The sequence below is a fragment of the Amycolatopsis sp. NPDC043885 genome (genome assembly GCF_056435685.1).
The window spans coordinates 67082-85077 of the sequence record NZ_JBWKEA010000011.1 but is presented as its reverse complement, the minus strand read 5'-3'; the positions used below and the strand labels follow the sequence as shown (position 1 = coordinate 85077).

General features: G+C 67.3%; 19 protein-coding genes. 11 read left to right on the top strand and 8 right to left on the bottom strand.

All coding sequences use genetic code 11. The features are described 5' to 3' along the window. The first annotated feature begins 69 nt into the window (after nt 1–69). Entirely contained in the window at nt 70–414 is a 345-nt protein-coding gene (locus tag AC069I_RS27925; RefSeq protein WP_478227013.1) for a hypothetical protein, read from the top strand. 61 nt (nt 415–475) lie between these two features. Next, the gene (locus tag AC069I_RS27920) at nt 476–1858 is read left to right on the top strand and encodes a DUF6351 family protein (protein ID WP_478266740.1); all 1383 of its coding nucleotides are present in this window, start codon (nt 476–478) and stop codon (nt 1856–1858) included. 207 nt (nt 1859–2065) lie between these two features. On the opposite strand, the gene AC069I_RS27915 is transcribed toward AC069I_RS27920, so the two are convergent. Next, nucleotides 2066–2728, bottom strand: coding sequence for a S1 family peptidase (locus AC069I_RS27915; protein ID WP_478227011.1), 663 nt, complete (start codon nt 2726–2728; stop codon nt 2066–2068). Nucleotides 2729–2804: 76 nt separating this feature from the next. Beyond that, a complete protein-coding gene (locus AC069I_RS27910) occupies nt 2805–3827 on the bottom strand; it encodes an LLM class flavin-dependent oxidoreductase (protein ID WP_478266739.1) in 1023 nt (340 codons plus the stop codon). Nucleotides 3828–4508: 681 nt separating this feature from the next. Between AC069I_RS27910 and AC069I_RS27905 the strand changes: the two genes are divergently transcribed. Further along, on the top strand, nt 4509–5477 hold the full coding sequence (locus tag AC069I_RS27905; protein ID WP_478227009.1) for an anti-sigma factor RsbA family regulatory protein: 969 nt from the start codon (nt 4509–4511) through the stop codon (nt 5475–5477). A 135-nt stretch (nt 5478–5612) separates the two neighbouring features. Continuing rightward, nucleotides 5613–7907: a carbamoyltransferase HypF gene (gene hypF / locus AC069I_RS27900; RefSeq protein ID WP_478266738.1), complete on the top strand. Its 2295-nt coding sequence runs from the start codon at nt 5613–5615 to the stop codon at nt 7905–7907. On the opposite strand, the gene AC069I_RS27895 is transcribed toward hypF, so the two are convergent. From AC069I_RS27895 to AC069I_RS27870, 6 genes are read right to left on the bottom strand one after another with little or no spacing between them, the layout of a single operon-like run. Further along, nucleotides 7894–8061, bottom strand: coding sequence for a DUF6893 family small protein (locus AC069I_RS27895; RefSeq protein WP_478227007.1), 168 nt, complete (start codon nt 8059–8061; stop codon nt 7894–7896). The genes hypF and AC069I_RS27895 overlap by 14 nt on opposite strands. Beyond that, nucleotides 8058–8717 carry a DUF6084 family protein gene (locus tag AC069I_RS27890; RefSeq protein ID WP_478227006.1) on the bottom strand — a complete coding sequence of 220 codons (660 nt, stop codon included), beginning with the start codon at nt 8715–8717 and terminating at the stop codon, nt 8058–8060. The genes AC069I_RS27895 and AC069I_RS27890 overlap by 4 nt, the downstream gene beginning before the upstream one ends. Before the next feature lie 3 nt (nt 8718–8720). Beyond that, nucleotides 8721–9365, bottom strand: a complete 645-nt coding sequence (locus AC069I_RS27885) for a DUF5947 family protein (RefSeq protein WP_478234319.1) — start codon at nt 9363–9365, stop codon at nt 8721–8723. Further along, nucleotides 9362–10243, bottom strand: coding sequence for a NifU family protein (locus tag AC069I_RS27880; RefSeq protein WP_478266737.1), 882 nt, complete (start codon nt 10241–10243; stop codon nt 9362–9364). Before AC069I_RS27880 ends, AC069I_RS27885 begins: the two co-directional genes overlap by 4 nt. Nucleotides 10244–10249: 6 nt before the next feature. Then, nucleotides 10250–12022 (bottom strand): nickel-dependent hydrogenase large subunit, encoded by a 1773-nt coding sequence (locus tag AC069I_RS27875; protein ID WP_478234318.1) that lies wholly within the window; start codon nt 12020–12022, stop codon nt 10250–10252. A 19-nt stretch (nt 12023–12041) separates the two neighbouring features. Then, entirely contained in the window at nt 12042–13118 is a 1077-nt protein-coding gene (locus AC069I_RS27870; RefSeq protein ID WP_478227002.1) for an NADH-quinone oxidoreductase subunit B family protein, read from the bottom strand. 290 nt (nt 13119–13408) lie between these two features. Between AC069I_RS27870 and AC069I_RS27865 the strand changes: the two genes are divergently transcribed. The 7 genes from AC069I_RS27865 to AC069I_RS27835 all read left to right on the top strand — a co-directional run bounded on the left by AC069I_RS27865 (nt 13409) and on the right by AC069I_RS27835 (nt 17989). Then, on the top strand, nt 13409–13966 hold the full coding sequence (locus AC069I_RS27865; RefSeq protein ID WP_478227001.1) for a helix-turn-helix domain-containing protein: 558 nt from the start codon (nt 13409–13411) through the stop codon (nt 13964–13966). 371 nt (nt 13967–14337) lie between these two features. Further along, complete coding sequence (locus AC069I_RS27860) at nt 14338–14955, top strand: D-sedoheptulose-7-phosphate isomerase (RefSeq protein ID WP_478227118.1); 618 nt, start codon at nt 14338–14340, stop codon at nt 14953–14955. Further along, a complete protein-coding gene (locus AC069I_RS27855) occupies nt 14952–15173 on the top strand; it encodes a HypC/HybG/HupF family hydrogenase formation chaperone (RefSeq protein ID WP_478227000.1) in 222 nt (73 codons plus the stop codon). Before AC069I_RS27860 ends, AC069I_RS27855 begins: the two co-directional genes overlap by 4 nt. A gap of 41 nt (nt 15174–15214) precedes the next feature. Next, nucleotides 15215–15874 carry a D-sedoheptulose-7-phosphate isomerase gene (locus AC069I_RS27850; RefSeq protein WP_478226999.1) on the top strand — a complete coding sequence of 220 codons (660 nt, stop codon included), beginning with the start codon at nt 15215–15217 and terminating at the stop codon, nt 15872–15874. Beyond that, nucleotides 15871–17202 (top strand): hypothetical protein, encoded by a 1332-nt coding sequence (locus AC069I_RS27845; RefSeq protein ID WP_478266736.1) that lies wholly within the window; start codon nt 15871–15873, stop codon nt 17200–17202. Before AC069I_RS27850 ends, AC069I_RS27845 begins: the two co-directional genes overlap by 4 nt. Then, the gene (locus tag AC069I_RS27840; RefSeq protein WP_478226997.1) at nt 17199–17744 is read left to right on the top strand and encodes a hydrogenase maturation protease; all 546 of its coding nucleotides are present in this window, start codon (nt 17199–17201) and stop codon (nt 17742–17744) included. The genes AC069I_RS27845 and AC069I_RS27840 overlap by 4 nt, the downstream gene beginning before the upstream one ends. Beyond that, the gene (locus tag AC069I_RS27835) at nt 17717–17989 is read left to right on the top strand and encodes a HypC/HybG/HupF family hydrogenase formation chaperone (RefSeq protein WP_478226996.1); all 273 of its coding nucleotides are present in this window, start codon (nt 17717–17719) and stop codon (nt 17987–17989) included. Before AC069I_RS27840 ends, AC069I_RS27835 begins: the two co-directional genes overlap by 28 nt. Nucleotides 17990–17996 lie beyond the last annotated feature (7 nt).

Sequence of the window (17996 nt, the reverse complement as noted above, 5' to 3'; positions counted from 1 at the left end):
TCCACACCCTCGGGTGGACCTCACCGCGAGGCCTACCGGAGATGTTGATCACCGTCCTAACGTCGAACCATGCGTACACGTAACGCCTTCCTCGCCATGACCAGTGCCGTCGCCTTGTGCTTCACGATCCCCGCCGTGGCCTCCGCGGCCGAAGGCGAATTCACCTACCGCTACTACGACGAGAACGAAGAGCTCCAGATCGGCACCCTGGTGGACCCGCCGAGCGGCGAATGTATAGAGATTCCCGAAATAGCCGACTGGGACGTCGACGCGTTCCGTCCGCGCAACGACACCGACTCGACAGCGGTGGTGTTTTTGGACGACGACTGCAAGAGCGATTCCTACTTCTCGCTTCGCCCCAACGGCGGTCGAGGCTCGGACAGACTTCTCCTGCGCTCGGTCCTCTTCAGTTAGGCCGAGCGGACCTCGACACCACACTCCGCGCGGCGAAAGATGAGGCGCGGGGGTGGTCGTCGTGGCACGACGTGGACTGGTTTTCCTGGCCCTGCTCACGATCTTTCTGGGGCTGGTGGTGCCCAGCGCCTCGGCCGACGGCCCGGTCACCAGGTACGAGGGCGAACTCGAAGGCGCACGCTATCTGGTGCTGGTGCCGGAAAACTGGAACGGCACGCTCATGCTGTGGAGTCACGGGATGTACTCCCTGGCATATCCGGAACCCGATCGGATCGCGCTGACGTCACAGCCCGCGACCGAGTCTTTCCTGCTGGCGCGGGGATACGCGCTGGCCGCGTCCCAGTACCGGTCCGTGCGCGGCTGGTCGATCGAGGCGCTGACCGACCAGACCCGGTTGCACGACTGGTTCACCCGCACGATCGGCCCGCCGCGACGAACCATCGCGGCGGGCGAATCGGTGGGCGCGATCACCGCGACCCTGCTCGCCGAGCGGAACCCGCGCCGGTTCGACGGCCTGATGACCTTCTGCGGCAACCTCGCCGGCGGGGCCGCGCACTGGAATTCGTCGCTCGATCTCGGGTACGCCCTGAACACCCTGCTCGACGCACGGCTGCAACTGGTGCGGATCATCGATCCCGCGGCCAACGTGGGCAGATTCGTCGACGTGGTGCAGGCCGCCACCGCGAACCCGGAAGGCAGGGCGCGGCTCGCGCTGGCGAACGCGCTGGCCGAGATCCCAGGCTGGCTGGACGCCACGCAGCCCCGCCCGCCGGACGTCGCGGGTCAGGTTTTCTGGCAGGGGGTATGGGATCGCTACTACCGCGCCGGCGCGTTCGGCGTCGACAGGGTCGCGCTGGAACAGCGGGCGAGCGGCAACCCGAGCTGGAACGTGGGCGTCGACTACCGGCGGATCCTGGCGAAGTCAGGCGAGCGGACGCTGGTGGAACGAGCCTATACGGAGGCGGGGCTCGACCTCGGCGCCGACCTCGACCGGTTGGCGAAGGCGTCCCGAGTCACTCCTGATCCGGCCGCGGTCACCCATCTGGCCCGATTCGGGCTGCCGCTGGGTCGCACGCCGGTCCCGGTGCTGACCATGCACACCGTCGCGGACGGCACCGCACCCGCGGCGCACGAACGCGCCTACGCCGAACGAGTCTCACTGCTAGGTGACCAGGACGAGCTCCGGCAGCTGTTCGTGAACCGGGCCGGTCACTGTGTGTTCACCGCATCCGAGGAAATCACCGCTCTGCGCACCCTGGAGCGGAGGCTGGACCGCGGACACTGGCCGTCGACCGCCCCTGCCACGCTGAACTACGAGGCAGGCACGCTCGCGCCGGAACACCAGACGATCTTCGACATCGTCCGTGAAACCCGGGTGACGACCACGCCGGCGTTCGCGCGGCATTCTCCTCCCCCGTATCCGAGGGCGCTGCCGTTCTATTGAGGGAGTAAGGCAAACGTGTCGGGTGCGGTGGGCGGTCCGCTCATGGCCGCCTTCGATCGTGTCGCGAAAGCCACGTCGACGGCGTAGCGAAGGGCCCCTTCCCTACCTTCAGGGTAGGCAAGGAGGCCTTCACCGCCACCTGGGTCGATCACTTTGAACTGACGGTGCGAAAGTGGCTTTCGCAACACGCCACATTTGCCTTACCCCTCAATAGGGCCCTGCGAGGATCGTCAGCCCGTAGGCCGACAGGACCCGGTTGACCGGGAAGAAGTAGCTGGAGCCGCCGCTCGAGCAGTTGCCGCTGCCACCGATCAGCACGCCCTGCGCCTGCGTCCCGCTGACGAACGGCCCGCCGTTGTCCCCCGGCTCCGCGCAGACGGAAGTGCGGGTCAAACCGGTCAGCGTTCCCTCCGGGAAGGTGATCGACACGTTCTTCGCCTGGATGATGCCGCACCGCCAGCCGGTGGTCGCGCCGTACTTGCACACCGACGCGCCGACCGGGGCCTCGACCGACCCGGTGATCGTGACCCGGCCGTCGGTGGGCGGGATCGAGCCCACCAGCCGCCAGTCGGTCGTGTTGGTCACCCGGATGACGATCGCGCCGGTCGGCGGTACCTGGGCCGCCGCGACCACCCCGACCACGCGGCCGGCGCTGCGGATGGTGTCGCCGGGCTTGCCGCATGCCGAACTCGCGATCAGGTAACCGACCTTGCCCGCGACGGCGGCGAACCCGGCCGTACAGCGCGTCACGGCGCTGCTCTGCAACACGCTCCCGCCGCCGAGCGGGGCGGGAGCGCTCGCTTGCGCGGTCGACGGCAGTGCCAGGCCGAAGGCCAGGACCAGGAAGGACAGGGATCGGGGCAGTCTCACGGGACCCTCCGATGGCCGGGGATGTCTCGATCGTAACGAGCGGGACGCCCCGTCCCATCCGCCGAATCGCGCATTCTCAGCGCCAGCCGAGCTCCGGTGCCACGTGGGTGAGGATGCTCTCCAGCACGTGCGCGTTGTACTCGACCCCGAGCTGGTTCGGGATGGTCAGCAGCAGGGTGTCCGCGGCCTCGATCGCCTCGTCCTGCTTGAGCGCCCGCACCAGTTCGTCCGGCTCGGCGGCGTACGACCGCCCGAAGATCGCCCTGGTCGTCTCGTCGATCATGCCGACCTGATCCCGCGAGTTCCGGTCGCGGCCGAAGTACGCCCGGTCCAGGTCGTTGGTCAACGCGAAGATGCTGCGGCTGACCGACACCCGCGGCTCACGCGAGTGACCGGCCTCCCTCCAGGCTTTGCGGTAGGCCTCGATCTGCTTGCGCTGCTGGACGTGCAGCGGCTCCCCCGTCTCGTCGTCCTTGAGCGTGGAACTCTGCAGGTTCATGCCCTGCTCCGCCGCCCACACCGCGGTCGCGTTCGAGCTGGAACCCCACCAGATCCGCTCGCGCAACCCCTCCGAGTACGGCTCGAGCCGGAGCAACCCCGGCGGATTGGCGAACATGGGGCGCGGGTTCGGCTGCGCGAACCCCTCGCCGTCGAGCAGCTTGAGGAAGACCTCGGTGCGCTGCCGGGCCATGTCCGCGGCGGTCTGCCCCTCCGCGGGGCCGTACCCGAAGTACCGCCAGCCGTCGATGACCTGCTCCGGGGATCCCCGGCTGACCCCGAGCTGGAGCCTGCCGCGGGAGATGAGGTCGGCGGCGCCGGCTTCCTCGGCCATGTACATCGGGTTCTCGTAGCGCATGTCGATCACGCCGGTACCGATCTCGATCTTCGACGTCCGGGCGCCGATCGCCGACAGCAACGGGAACGGACTGCCCGCCTGCCGCGCGAAGTGGTGCACCCGGAAGTACGCGCCGTCCACGCCGAGCTCCTCGGCCGCGACCGCCAGGTCGATCGACTGATGCAGGAAGTCGGCGGCGGACCGCGTCTCGGAGTGCGCGCTCGGCGACCAGTGACCGAAGGACAGGAAACCAATCTTCTTCACAGCACGTGTAACCGCCCGATGACCAGGTTTGATTCCCCGCCGGGGGTGCGCGCACCGTCCGGGTCAGGAGCGTTCGGCACACCTGCCGAAGTGACTCGCCGCGAACCGACGGGGTGAGGCAGAGGTGTCGTGACCGCCACCACCGCGGTGATGTTCCGGTCCGTTGGTTTCGCGCGGCGTCCAGCATTTCCCTTGAGCCGCGCAAAAGCGATATTCGACAGCGCCGGCTACGCCGGACAAAAGAGACCACGCCCGAGTCGATTCCACCGAACAGAAGTGTCCACGACAATTCCCACCACCGGACACAACTGGGTCGCAGCCATCCACCGCGATGGGAAGAACCGGGTTTCCCCAGGTCCAGCGTGACAAACAACGCTGTCTCGACGCCTTTGACCACCCCCGGGCACAGCGGACATAATTGGGCCACCCCCGGCACGACTCAGTCAATGACGTCGAATTCGGTCACCCGGATTCGACCAAGGCGGCCGAACGGGTGAAATCGATTCCAATGTCATATTCGATTACTTCTACCTGGGTAGTCTCCGTTCGTCCCCGAAAGGCCGACCGAGGACGACACCAATGCGATCAACGTTCGAAAGCCACCTCATGCCCACTCGCTCGTACGCCCACCGTCCCGGGCAGGCCGCGGGGTGGGCCGACCAGCCACGAAAGGGGGCCCCGATGAAGACACCTTTTCGGCACCAGGGCTGCATTTACGGCAGCGATGCGGAGTTCCTCACCATGGCCATGCCTTTCGCCGAGGACGGGCTACGCCGGGGACAGCCGGTGCTGGCCGTCACGACCGCGGGCAACCTTGGCCTGCTGCGGGCCGCGCTCGGCGTCGACGCCGACCGGATCGAGTGCGCCGAGACGTCGGCCTTCGGCCGCCGGCCGTCGCACTGGGCCGAGGCACTCCGCGATCACTGGACACACCATCGGTCCGACACGCCTCCAGGCCCGGTACGCATCATCGCCGAGCCGGCGTGGGCAGGCCGGTCCCGACGAGAAGTAGCCGCGTGGTTACGGATGGAGGCAAAACTCACCATGTCACTGGCCGACACCGAGAGCTGGATGATCTGCCCCTACGACACCAGGGGTGTCGAAGCGGGCATAGTCGAGGAAGCCCACCGGATCCATCCGGAATGCGTGGTGGGGCGCAGAGCGAAGCCGTCCGCGCAGTTCATGGTGCCGGAGGAGTTCACCCAGGCCGAGACGTCACCGGGCCGCACCGCCGACATGTTCAGGTTCGCCGGGGATCTGGTGTCCGTGCGGCGGTACGTACTGGAAAAGGCCACCCCGATACTGAGCACGGAGAGCACTTCGGCGATGTTCGACGTCGCCGTCGGCGCGGTGCTCGCCAGCCTGCTCAACCACGGCATCGACCGGGCGACCGTGTGGGTGCGTCCCGTCGCGGGCCGCGTGGTGTGCACGATGCGCTGTGACCGGCCGCTCCACCTCCAGCGATTTCCTGGCTCAGGGCACCTGGACACGAATCGGCTGGACAACAACCTGCGGATGGCCGAACAGGTGTGCGAGTGGCTCGACGTCAGCTCTGACCCCGGCGGCTGCACCATCGAACTGGCCATGCCGGGACAGGTACGGAGAAGCCAGGCCGGGGCCGGGAGCGAAGGCTGGGGCGTCCAAGGCTGACCATTCGTGTCCCGTTCGACGGACAGTTCTGTCCGGTGCCGCCCGGACCGGAGAGGACACCGTCTTCGCGACGGCGGTGAGGCACCCGGGTGAAGACGGCTGCGCCTTGACCGATCGGGGTGAACACTGATCCGCGTGGAAACGCGAACACGGCGTGCCGTGCGGATCGAAGGGATCGTGCAAGGGGTCGGTTTCCGGCCCTTCGTCCACGGTCTCGCCACTCGGCTCGGCCTGGCCGGCCACGTCGGCAACGACGTCGACGGAGTGTTCGTCGAGGTGGAGGGGCCGGTCGCGGACATCGAGGCGTTCCTGCTCGCCCTGCGCCGTGACGCTCCCCCGCTCGCCGCGGTCGAACGGGTGACCTCGGTGGAGACGACATCGAAAGACGGCCGTGGATTCAGCATCGTGCCCAGTGACCCCGGTGGAGGCAAGCGAGCACTCGTCGCCGCGGACAGCGCCGTCTGCGACGACTGCCTCCGCGAACTGCGCGACGCCGGCGACCGCCGCTTCGGCTATCCCTTCATCAACTGCACCAACTGCGGCCCGCGCTTCACCATTGTGCGCGACGTGCCCTACGACCGGCCCCTGACCACGATGGCGGCTTTCGGGCTGTGCACCGTTTGCGCCGCGGAGTATCACGACCCGGCGGATCGCCGCTTCCACGCGCAGCCGACGTGCTGCGCGGACTGCGGCCCGCGGTTGCGGCTGCGGGACACGACCGGGCGCGAGGGCGCCGGCGACCCGATCGCGGAGGCGGCCGCGCTCCTTCGGGAAGGCCGAGTGCTGGCGATCAAAGGGATCGGCGGCCATCACCTGGCCGTCCTCGCGGCGGACGAGCAGGCCACCGCCCTTCTGCGGAAGCGCAAACACCGTGAGGACAAGCCTTTCGCCGTGATGGTGGCCGATGTGGACACCGCGAGGATCTTGTGCGAGGTGGACTCCGCCGGGTGCGAGTCGCTCACGAGCAGGCGGCGCCCGATCGTGCTCCTTCCCCGGCTCGAAGACGCGCCGGTCGCGGCCGCGGTCGCGCCGGGGACCCGGCAGCTCGGTCTCCTTCTCCCCTATTCCCCGCCGCACCATCTCCTGCTCGCGGCGGTCGCCGCTCCGATCGTGCTCACCAGCGGCAACGTCTCCGACGAGCCGATCGCCTACACCGACGCCGACGCCTTCGACCGGCTCGGCGGGATCGCCGACGCGTTCCTGACCCACGACCGGCCGATCCATATCCGCACCGACGACTCCGTGGTGCGGCCATGGCGCGGCCGGGAATCGGTGCTGCGGCGCTCTCGTGGATTCGTGCCGGAACCCGTGACGTTGCCGTCGGCCGCGCCACGGCCCCTGCTCGCCTGCGGGGCGGAATTGAAGAACACCTTCTGCCTGGTCAAAGATCGGTACGCGGTCATCTCCCAGCACATCGGTGATCTGGAGAACTTCGAGACGCTACGGTCGTTCACGGAAGGAATAGTCCACTTAAGACGGTTGTTCGACATCGATCCCGCACTGGTCGCGCACGACCTGCACCCGGAATACCTCTCCACCAAACACGCTTCGGAGCTGGCCGAGCGCTCCGGCGTCGAACTCGTCGGGGTGCAGCATCACCACGCGCACATCGCGTCGTGCCTCACCGACAACGGCGAAGAGGGGCCGGTTCTCGGCGTCGCCTTCGACGGCACCGGTTTCGGGGACGACGGCACGATCTGGGGCGGGGAATTCCTGCTCGCCGATCTGACGACCTACACCAGGGTCGGCCACCTGGCGCCGGTGCCCATGCCCGGGGGTACGACGGCGATCAGGCAGCCGTGGCGGATGGCCGCGGCATACCTCGATCGGGCCTTCGACGGCTGCCCGCCGACGGACTTGGCCGTTTCGGTCCGCAACGCCACCACGTGGGCCACCGTGACCGAACTCGCCAGACGCCGGGTGGCGTCTCCACTGACCTCCAGCGCGGGGAGGCTGTTCGACGCGGTATCGGCCGTGCTCGGTATCCGCGACACCGTCCACTATGAGGGGCAGGCCGCGATCGAACTGGAACAACTGGCGGACGCGGGCGAACGCGATGCCTACCCGGTGACCGTGTCCGGGGCGAGTCCGCTGGTGGTCGCGGGAGCGGACCTGGTCCGGGCGGTCGCCGAGGACGTGCTTCGGGGTATTCCCCCGGCGGTGGTCGCCGCGCGGTTCCACAACGGGATGGCCGAGGTTGTCGCACGCTGCTGCGTGTCGCTGCGCGACGGGACAGGAGTGGGCACGGTGGCCATCTCGGGCGGCGTCTTCCAGAACCTGCTTCTGCTCGACCGGACGGTGGACCTGTTGCACGAAAACGGTTTCCGGGTCCTCACCCACAGCCGCGTGCCGGCGAACGACGGCGGTATCAGCCTCGGTCAGGCCGCCGTCGCCGCCGCGAGGGATCGCGCGGGGATCACATCTTCCTGATGGCCAGGTACCGCCGGATGTCCGGGAGGAAGAGCGCCAAGACGACGAGCGCCGCGACGGCCGTCATCGCCAGTATCGCCAGGAAGATGTAGCCGAACACAGTCAGATCCGGCGCCTTCTTCTCGCCTTCCGGAAGCCCGGTGAGCGTTCTCATGTCCCCTCCCGTGGTTCCTCGCGCCTGAACGCGGCATCATCCAGCAACGCGGCCACCGTGTCGTTCCAGGTGGGCAGCGCGTGCCGCGATTTGTAGCGCTGCAACGCCGCGAGTGTCTCCCTGTCGATACGCAGCCAAGCGCTGCCGGGAAAATGCAGGTCGACGGTCTCCCGCCAGACCTTCACCGGCAGTTCGTAGGACGCCTCCTTGCTCCACGGCACCTGCCGCACCGACAACCGGCCGTCACTGATACCGAAGATGGTGCCGCTGAACAGCAACAGCAGCGGGATCACGCCGTCGGAGACCGAGTTGAAGTACTTGGTCGACGCGATCTCCAGGTCGTAAGTGACCGGCACCGGCAGGTCGACCGTCGTGTTCCCGGTGAATCGCGGAACCATGGCGGACACCGTGATGAACTGCATCGGCTTCACCGTCTCCGCCCACCGGGCGGTGTCCCCGAACAGGTCGCGCAACTGCTCGGCCTCCTCCGCCGAGTAGCGCCGCCGGTGCGGTTCGATCCGGATCTGGCAGCGCAGCGCGATCGCTTCCACCCGCTCGCCGCTGGTCTCGGTGATCCGCAGCCGCAGGGTCAGGCTCGGTACGACACCGTAGCGCTCGGGCTCGGCACCGATACAGTCGAAGACCAGCTCAGCCACGGCTCATCCCTCCCCGCCGAACCGCCGGGCGGCGGAGTGGACTCCCGCGAAGAATCCGTCGATGTGCTCGTGCGCCTCCTGGCCGCCGTCGAAGCCCTTCCAGTACATCCGCACCGTGCCGACCAGGCGGTAGCAGACGTCCACCGGAACGAGGTAGGTCTCGACCTGATCCTCGGCGGCGCGGATCAGGATCGCCTCGACCTCGGGTTCGGCCGCGGCCAGCAAGGGATGTGCCGCCGCCAGCTCGGCCAGTGCCTCCAGGTTCAGCAGGCATTCGGTCGCGCCCGCCGGGCTGGGGTAGAACGCCGTCGTCCCACTGTCGCCGCGTAGCAGGAACGCCGCTCCCACTGGGATCCCGAGGCCTTCCCATTCGGCTTTGGTCAACGGGCGTTCGTCGTCGCGCAGATAGCGGTCCGGCACCGCCCGATATCTGCCGCCACCTGCTTCCGGACTGGTGAAGAGGAGGAAACAGGCACGGCAGGTGCACAGGATCGAGCGATGCTCAGTGTCCACGACATGACCGTGCCACTCCCCGGCAGGCCGTGCGCACAACTCGCAACCGTCCTGGGCCGGATGCGACGGACGCGGCGACGCCGGTGCGACCTCGGCGGGACCGACGAAGCGCCTCAGGCCGGCTCGCCGGGTCACGACGGCACCGCCTTCGGCACCGCGACCCGTACTCCTTCGCTGTCCGAGAGCAGCGGCAATGGATCGAGACGCAACCCTCCGTCGTCGACTCCCTTGCCGGCGAGCCGCACGTCGAACCGCGCACCACAGCCCGCACAGCTGAGCACCTCTCCGTCTATTGTGGACTCGCCGAGGGAAGATCCACAGGCGGCGCAAGCATCTCGATAGGCGTAGAGGCTTCCACGCACCGAGCAGACCAGCACGGTGAACCCCTCGACCGGCACGCTCACCGGACGGCCGGCCGGCGGCCCGAGGTCGGGCAGGGCGCTCCAGCCCGGGCTCACGGTGCCACCGGACGGTTCGGGCGCGTGCCACCCATCGGGCGGTCCCATGCCGACCTGGAACACCGGGACGGGGTCCGGATCCGGTGTGGGGACGCCGTCGACCTCCACTCCGGTGACCTCGGGCGCGGCCTGCTCGATCGCCCCTTCGATCGCCATCTTGACCGTCAGTGACGAGGATGGGCAGCCCTGACAGTTGCCTTCCAGCCGGAGCCGGGCGACCCCGTCGCCGTCGACTCCGAGGTACTCGACCCCGCCCGCATGCGAGCCGAGATAAGGCCTGACCCGGTCCAGTGCCCGCTGGATCCTGGTGTCGACGTCGACCGGATGCAGGTCGTGCAGAAGCAGCAGGCTGCAGACCAGATCGTCGTCGGCCAACCGGAGGAGGGTGTCGCGGTCGTGCTCGGCCAGCAGCCCGGCGACCCGCTCGAGCCCTTCGCCGTACATGCCGACCACCAGCCGGATCAGCTCTTCCGTGATCTGTTTGCCACGACCTTCCGGCAGCTCGCGAAGCAGGCTTTCCATCCGCTCACCGACGATGTCGGCCGTTTTCGACATCCGGTCTCACTCCTGGTATTCGGCGTTGAAGGCGTGGGGCGTGTGGTACTTCGTGATCTCCTTGCCGGTCCCGACCGACATGTGCACGCCACACGGCAGACACGGATCGAAGCTCCGCACCGCTCGCATGATGTCGATGCCCTTGAAATTCTCCGGCGGGTTCTCCTCGAAGATCGGGGTGTTCTGCACGGCGTCCTCGTACGGGCCCGGGGTGCCGTAGGTGTCCCGCACACTGCCGTTCCACGGTGTCGGCGGATACGGGTGGTAGTTGGCGATCTTGCCGCCCTTGATCACCATGTGGTGCGAGAGCGCGCCACGCACGGCTTCGGTGAACCCGCAGCTCGCCGCCTCGTCGGGAACGGTGAACTTCTCCCAGGTGCTGGTGTTCCCGCCACGGATCTCCGCCAGTGCCTTCTCCGCGAAATGCAGGGCGAGGCCCGCCGCGTAGGCCTGGAAGTAGCTCCGCGCGCGGTTGCGCTCCAGCGCGTTGCTCCACTGTGGAATCTTCCACTCGAAGCTCACCGCGGGTTTGAGCGACGTTCGCGGCAGATTGATCAGCACGCTGTGTCCGGTCGATTTGACATAGTCGGTGTCGACCAGTCCGGCGAGGGCGGTCACCCATAACCTCGCGAGCGGTCCGCCGCCGGTGTCCAGTGCCAGGTGATCGGTGCCGTCGAACCAGCGCGGCGACATGGTCCACGAATACTTGTCGTCGAAGTCGCGCTTGGCGGGCCGCGGGATGGTGTGCTGATTCCACGGATGACGCCGGTCGACCGGATTGCCGAGCGGGTCGCGCCGGACGAACATCTCCTGGTCCTCCCAGTCCTCGTAGAACGAGTGACCGAGCAGGATGCGGATGCCGAGGTTGATGTCGACCAGGCTGGTGGTGACGAGCTTGCCGTCCACCACGACGCCCGGGGTGACGAACATCTTCCGGCCCCAGCTCTCCATGTTCTCGTAGGTGAAGTCGCAATGGGCGGGATCGTTGAGGCTGCCCCAGCAGCCGAGAAGGATGCGGCGCCTGCCGACCTCCTCGTAGCCGGGCAATGCCTCGTAGAAGAAGTCGAACAGGTCGTCGTGCATCGGCACGACCTTCTTCATGAACTCGACATAGCGCATCAGCCGGGTCAGGTAGTCGGTGAACAACTGCACCGTCGCCACCGTGCCGACCCCGCCGGGATACAGCGTGGACGGATGCACGTGCCGCCCCTCCATCAGGCAGAACATCTCCCTGGTGTACCGCGAGACATGCAGCGCTTCCCGGTAGAAATCGCCCTGGAGCGGGTTCAACGATCGCATGATGTCGCCGATGGTGCGCATCCCGTGTTCCGAGGCATGCGGCGCTTCGGTGCGGTTGGCCAGCTCCAGCACGCCGGGGTTGGTCTCGGCGACCATCCGCTCGCAGTAGTCCACCCCGACCAGGTTCTCCTGGAAGATGTTGTGGTCGAACATGTACTCGGCGGCCTCGCCGAGGTTGATGATCCATTCACCGAGATGCGGCGGGCGCACGCCGTAGGCCATGTTCTGGGTGTAGACCGAGCAGGTGGCGTGGTTGTCGCCGCAGATCCCGCAGATCCGGCTGGTGATGAAATGTGCGTCGCGAGGATCCTTGCCCTTCATGAAGATGCTGTAGCCCCGGAAGATCGACGAGGTGCTGTGACACTCGACGACCTTCTTCTCCGCGAAGTCGATCTTCGTGTAGATGCCGAGGCTGCCGACGATCCGGGTGATCGGATCCCACGCCATCTCCACCAAGCCGGGGTTCCGCGTGTCTGCCATAGATGGGTCCTCGCTCCGTTCACCAGTTGGATTTGTAGCCGCTCGTCAGTGAATCGCCCTTGTGCCGCCATTTCGGTTCCTCGTCGGCCGTCCTCTTCGTGAAGCCGCGCAGGGCACGGATCACCGTCCCGTAGGCGGTGGTCGCCGCGGCGGACACCTTCGCCCCGGGCGGTTCGTCCATGAACGGCATGAACTTGTCCGGGAAACCGGGCATGGTGCAGGCGATGCAGATGCCGCCGACGTTCGGGCAGCCGCCGACGCCGTTGATCCAGCCGCGTTTGGGCACGTTGCACTTGACCACCGGACCCCAGCAGCCGAGTTTCACGAGGCACTTCGACGAGCCGTAATCGGTGGCGAATTCGCCCTGCTCGTAGTAACCCGCCCTGTCGCAGCCCTCATGGACAGTGGCGCCGAATAGCCACTTCGGGCGCAAGGCCTCGTCGAGTGGGATCATCGGCGCCTGCCCGGCGGCCTGGAACAGCAGGTAGAGAATGGTCTCCGAGAGGTTGTCCGGATGAGTCGGGCAACCAGGAACGCAGACGATCGGGATCCCCGCCTTGGACCGCCACTCCCATCCGAGGTAGTCCGGCACCCCCATCGCGCCGGTCGGGTTGCCCGCCATCGCATGGATGCCGCCATAGGTCGCGCAGGTGCCCGCCGCGAGAACCACCAAAGCCTTGGGGGCCAGCCGATCCAGCCATTCGCTCGTGGTCATCGGCTGGCCGGTCGCCGGGTTGTTGCCGAACCCGCACCAGTAGCCCTCGGTCTTGATCGCCTCGTTCGGGATCGATCCCTCGACGACCAGCACGAAGGGGTCGAGTTCGCCACGGTCGGCCTTGTGCCACCATTCGATGAACGTGTCGGCGCCCGTTTCCGGACCGGATTCGAAATCGAGCAGCGGCCAGTGCACCTCGACCCTGGGGAGACCGGGCAACGCGCCGAGCATGATGTCCTCGATGCTCGGCTGGGTCGCGGCGGTCAGCGCGACGGAGTCGCCGTCACAACCGAGACCGCCGTTCATCCAGAGGATGTGCACGACCGGCTCGCCGGCCGACTCCGGATCCGGGATTCCCACTGCCGTGTCGGCCGTGGTCATGGATGATTACCTCCTTGCGAACGGTTCGACCACATTCGAATGGACGAACAACCGGCGGACACGGTGAAAGACGGACATGCCGACCCGAGAAGCGGCAGGTAATAACGACCTTGAAAAGATCGACTTCCGGTTTCCGGCCGGTATCACCGTAGCCCCGTCTTTATGCGGCAGCAAGGACACCCCCGGTACCCCGCCGGACATAACTGTCCGACCCGGCTGCCCCGTCCACCTTTTGACGGGTACCCGTGCCCCTGTAGGCTGTCCGAACTCGGCAGACGGGCGGGGTACACGTGGAAGTTTCGGATTTCGCAGACCTGAGGACACCCATTGAGCTGCTTCCGGTCGTGGTGCTCTCCAAGGTCTTCCCTGCCCGTCCGTCGTCGATTCCCGACATCCGTGAATTCGTCCGTCATTCACTCGCGGAGTCGCCGCTCACCGACGAAGACAACCGCGAAGTGGGCCAGACGGTCTTCCGCGCACTGCTCGACGCCGCGGGCCCGACCGGCACGATCCAGATCTCGTTCCGGATCTTCCCGGAGCACGTCGAGGTCGACGTCCTGCATTCGCAATCCGGGCAGCCGGGCGAGCCCACTCTCGCCGAGGTGGCCGAACTGGAGGGCACAATACCGCCGCCACAGGCGAAAGCGGCATCTTTCGGACAGCCGGCGACCTTCTCCGAGTGGATGGCCGATGTGCTGCGCAGGGAAGGGCTCACGCAGGAGGCCGCGGCCCGGCAACTCGGCGTCTCGGTGAAGACCGTCGGACGATGGGTGGGCGGCGAGACCGAGCCGCGGATGCGTGACCTGCGCCGTCTGCGAGAACGTTTCGGCCAGCCACCGCTGAGCTGATCCGGCGACCGCGGCCGTTACAAGATCGACCGGCCGAGGAAGTGCCCGATCCGGTGAATCGTGTCACCGAGATGCACCATTGACGTATCACCGCGGGCAGCGAACACTAGTGCCTCGTTCCCGCTGGACAAAGGTGTCCGAGCGAATTGGCCGACGCCGGGATTGCGCGTATTTCCGGGAGCGTGGATCATCGCGCGTCCGTATCGGCACCGCGACCGCGCGTTCAGCAGCGTGGCGGACGACGAAGGCGTATATCTGTCTCGAAAGAATGGATCTTCGGCGCGAAGTACATCTACCTCACCGGTGAGTTCGTCACCACATATACCGACTGCCTGTCCTGAAACCACATAAGGAATTCGATCGTGACAGAATTGTCGCGTCCCGGCGGTGCCGATGTCCTCGACGCATTGGCCGATCGCCGAATCCGGCCCTTGAACGATCTCGCCGAACATGCCGAGGACATCGCGCGCACCTGCCGCGGCATGGCGACCCGCTTCCAGCGAGGCGGGAAGCTCCTGGTCTTCGGCAACGGTGGCCCGAGCACCGACGCGCAGCATGTCGCGGTCGAGTTCGTGCACCCCGTCATAGTCGGCAAACGGGCCCTGCCCGCCCTCTCCCTGACGTCGGATGTCGCCACGCTCACCGGGATCGCCAACCGGGAAGGGCTGGCCGAAGTCTTCGCGCATCAGATCCGGTTCCTGGCGGAACCTCTGGACATCGCGCTCGGTCTGTCCACCGACGGCGACTGCGTCAACGTGGTGCGCGGGCTCGAACAGGCCCGCGACCTGGGCCTGTTGACCGTGGCGCTGACCGGTGACCGCGGTGGTGCCATCGCGGCCCGCCGAGCCGCCGACCACGTGCTGATCGCCGCGTCAGCGGACCCCAGGGTGGTCAAGGAAGTACACGTGACGATGTACCACATTCTGTGGGAGTTGGTTCACGTCTTCTTCGAACATCCTGGCGTACTCGAGAAGGAGACGACGGCGTGAACGTCCCCGAATGCCGTGACGACGTCTGCTTGACCTGTTCCGACTCCGCGGTCTCCGTCACCGTTCTCGGTCTGCTGGACGATCGTTACGCCATCGTCCGCACAGCCGCGGGCCGCGAAGAACAAGTGAGCGTCGCGCTGGTCACCGCCGAGGTCGGTGACACCATCCTGGTGCATGCCGGCGAAGCGATCGCGGTCGTGGCGACGGGCACCCGGTGAAGCGGACCGACGATACGGCCTCCCCGCCACCCACCGAGGACATGCGGTCGCTCTACCCTTTCCTGTACTCGGATTCCTCCGATGCCGACTCCGTGCTCGACCAGATCCGCCGGTCCACTGTGGACAAAGCGCGCGAGATCATCGCGCTACGGGAGTCGATGTTCGCTCGCGACGGGAGCCGTCTGCTGGAGTGCGCCGGCGCGATGGCACGCCGATTCGCCGATGGCGGGCGCCTGCTGGCGTTCGGCAACGGCGGCAGTTCGACCGACGCACAGGACTTGGCCAGCCTCTTCCTCAGTCCGGCGAGCGGGCCGGCCGGTGCCCCTCCCCCGCTGCCCGCCTTCGGCCTCACCAACGACATCGCGGTCATCACCGCGCTGAGCAACGACATCGGCTTCGACGTGGTGTTCGCCCGGCAGATCGCCGCGTTCGCGAAGCCGTTCGACATCGCGGTCGGCCTGTCCACCAGCGGTAACTCCGCCAACCTGCTGCGTGGCTTGGAGGAGGCGAACGGGCGAGGTCTGCTCACGATCGGGATCACCGGCTACGACGGTGGCAAGATGGCCGAACTGGACGGCATCGACTACCTGTTCGTGGTCCCGTCTCCGTCGGTGCACCGCGTCCAAGAGGCACAGACCACGCTTTATCACGCGTTGTGGGAACTGGTCGTCGAACACCTCGCGGAGCGGGTGAGACCGTGACGGACGCCCTGACCCGGGCCAAGGCCGTAGCCGACGCCGTGCTCTACGAGGGCTACCTGTTGTACCCGTATCGCGCATCGGCGGCGAAGAACAAGGTGCGCTGGCAATGGGGCGTGCTCACTCCCGCCGCCCACGCGGCGGCGGGGACCGGCGAACATCACTGGTCGCAGGCGGAACTGATCGCGGAGCCACCGGACGACGGGGTTCTCCAGGTCCGGCTCCGCTTCCTCCAAGTGCAGAAACGTGTGGTCGAGGCGGCCGGCAGGGCGGTGCCGTCGCTGACCGTCGACGGAACCGAGTACACCACGTGGGAGGAGGCCGTCGAACGTGAGATCGCGGCCGCGATCCCCTTCTCGGCCCTGAGCAGGGGAACCTGTGTCCCGTTCCACGTGGAAGGCGGTGAGGACGTCGAGCCGGTCCTCGGTGGCGACGACGTGCGGCTGGTGCGCAGACGTGCCGGCCTGCGCGGCGAACTGCGGCTCCGCGGTGAGGCTTTGCCAGGGCCGTTCGGCGGCGTGAAACTGCGGGTGCGGGTGTACAACAAATCCGTCTGGGACGAGCCGGGAGCGACCAGGGACGAAGCACTGGCTCACTCGATGGTCGCCACGCACACGCTGCTCTCCATCCCGGGTGGCGCTTTCCTCTCGCTGATCGACCCGCCCGAATGGGCGTCGGTGGCCACCGACGAATGCGTCAACGAACGCACCTGGCCGGTCCTGCTCGGAGAGCCCGGCCGGTGCGACACCGTCCTGTGCTCGCCGATCATCCTCTACGACCACCCGGAGATCGCCGAGGAGAGCCAAGGTCCCCTGTACGACGGCCTGGAGATCGACGAGATCCTGACCCTGCGTACGCTGACACTCACCGACGAGGAGAAACGGCAGGCACGCGCCACCGACACGCGGGCGGCCGAACTGATCGACCGGGTCGAGAGCATGCCACCGGAATTGCTTGACCGGCTCCACGGCACGATCCGCTATCTGCGCTCCGTCACCGGTGACGCGGAGGAACCGCCCGACGTGCCGTGGTGGGATCCCGAGGCTGACGCGTCGCTGTCGCCGGAATCCGACACCGTGAACGTCGCCGGGGTCGCGATTGGCAAGGGCAGCCGCGTACGGCTGCGGCCCGCCAAGCGGGCCGACGCGCACGACATGTTCCTGAGCGGCCGGGCCGCGGTCGTGCAGGCGGTGCTGCTCGACGTCGACGGCGTCTGGCATGTCGCGGTCACCCTCGAAGACGATCTCGGCTCGGAGCTCTATGCCCAGCACGGCCGGTATCGCTACTTCGGCGTCGACGAGATCGAGCCGATCGCCACGGAGGCGCCATGACTCCACGGATACTGGTGGCCGGCATCGGCAACGTCTTCCTCGGCGACGACGGTTTCGGGGTCGAAGTCGTCCGCCGGATGTCCACGAAGGTCTTGCCGGATCGGGTGCGGGTGGCGGACTACGGCGTTCGGGGTATGCACCTGGCCTACGACCTGGTCGCCGGGCAGTACGACCTGACGGTGATGGTGGACGCCACCACCCGGGGTGATGCCCCGGGCACGGTGTACGTCGTCGAACTGGATCTCCCCGACGGGCCGCCCCTGCCGACGGCGGAGGCACTCGACGCGCACGGGATGCAGCCCGATGTCGTGCTGAACCTGGTCGCCCTCCTCGGCGGGGATCCCGGCCGGGTGCTGCTGGTCGGTTGCGAACCGGCGGTGCTCGACCATCGCATGGAGCTCAGCCCCGCGGTGGCGGCCGCGGTGGACACGGCCGCGGGCGCCGTCGCCGACCTCATCGGCGAGTGCCGGTCAGCTGACCGGACCGCCGCGATCGGAAGGAATCGGGTGCCGTCATGTGCCTTGGAATCCCCGGAGAAGTGATCGAAATCCTCGCGGACCGCCCTGATCTGGCGAAGGTCGACGTGGGCGGCGTCAAACGGGCCATCAACATCGCGCTGGTCTCCGAAGAGGGCATCGAGCCAGGCGACTGGGTTCTGATCCATGTCGGCTTCGCCCTGTCCAAGATCGACGAGGCCGAGGCGAAAGCGGCGATGGACTTCCTCGAGAGCATCGGCAAGGCCTATGACGACGAGATCGCGGCTCTGCGCGATTCGCAGATCATTTAGGAGCTGA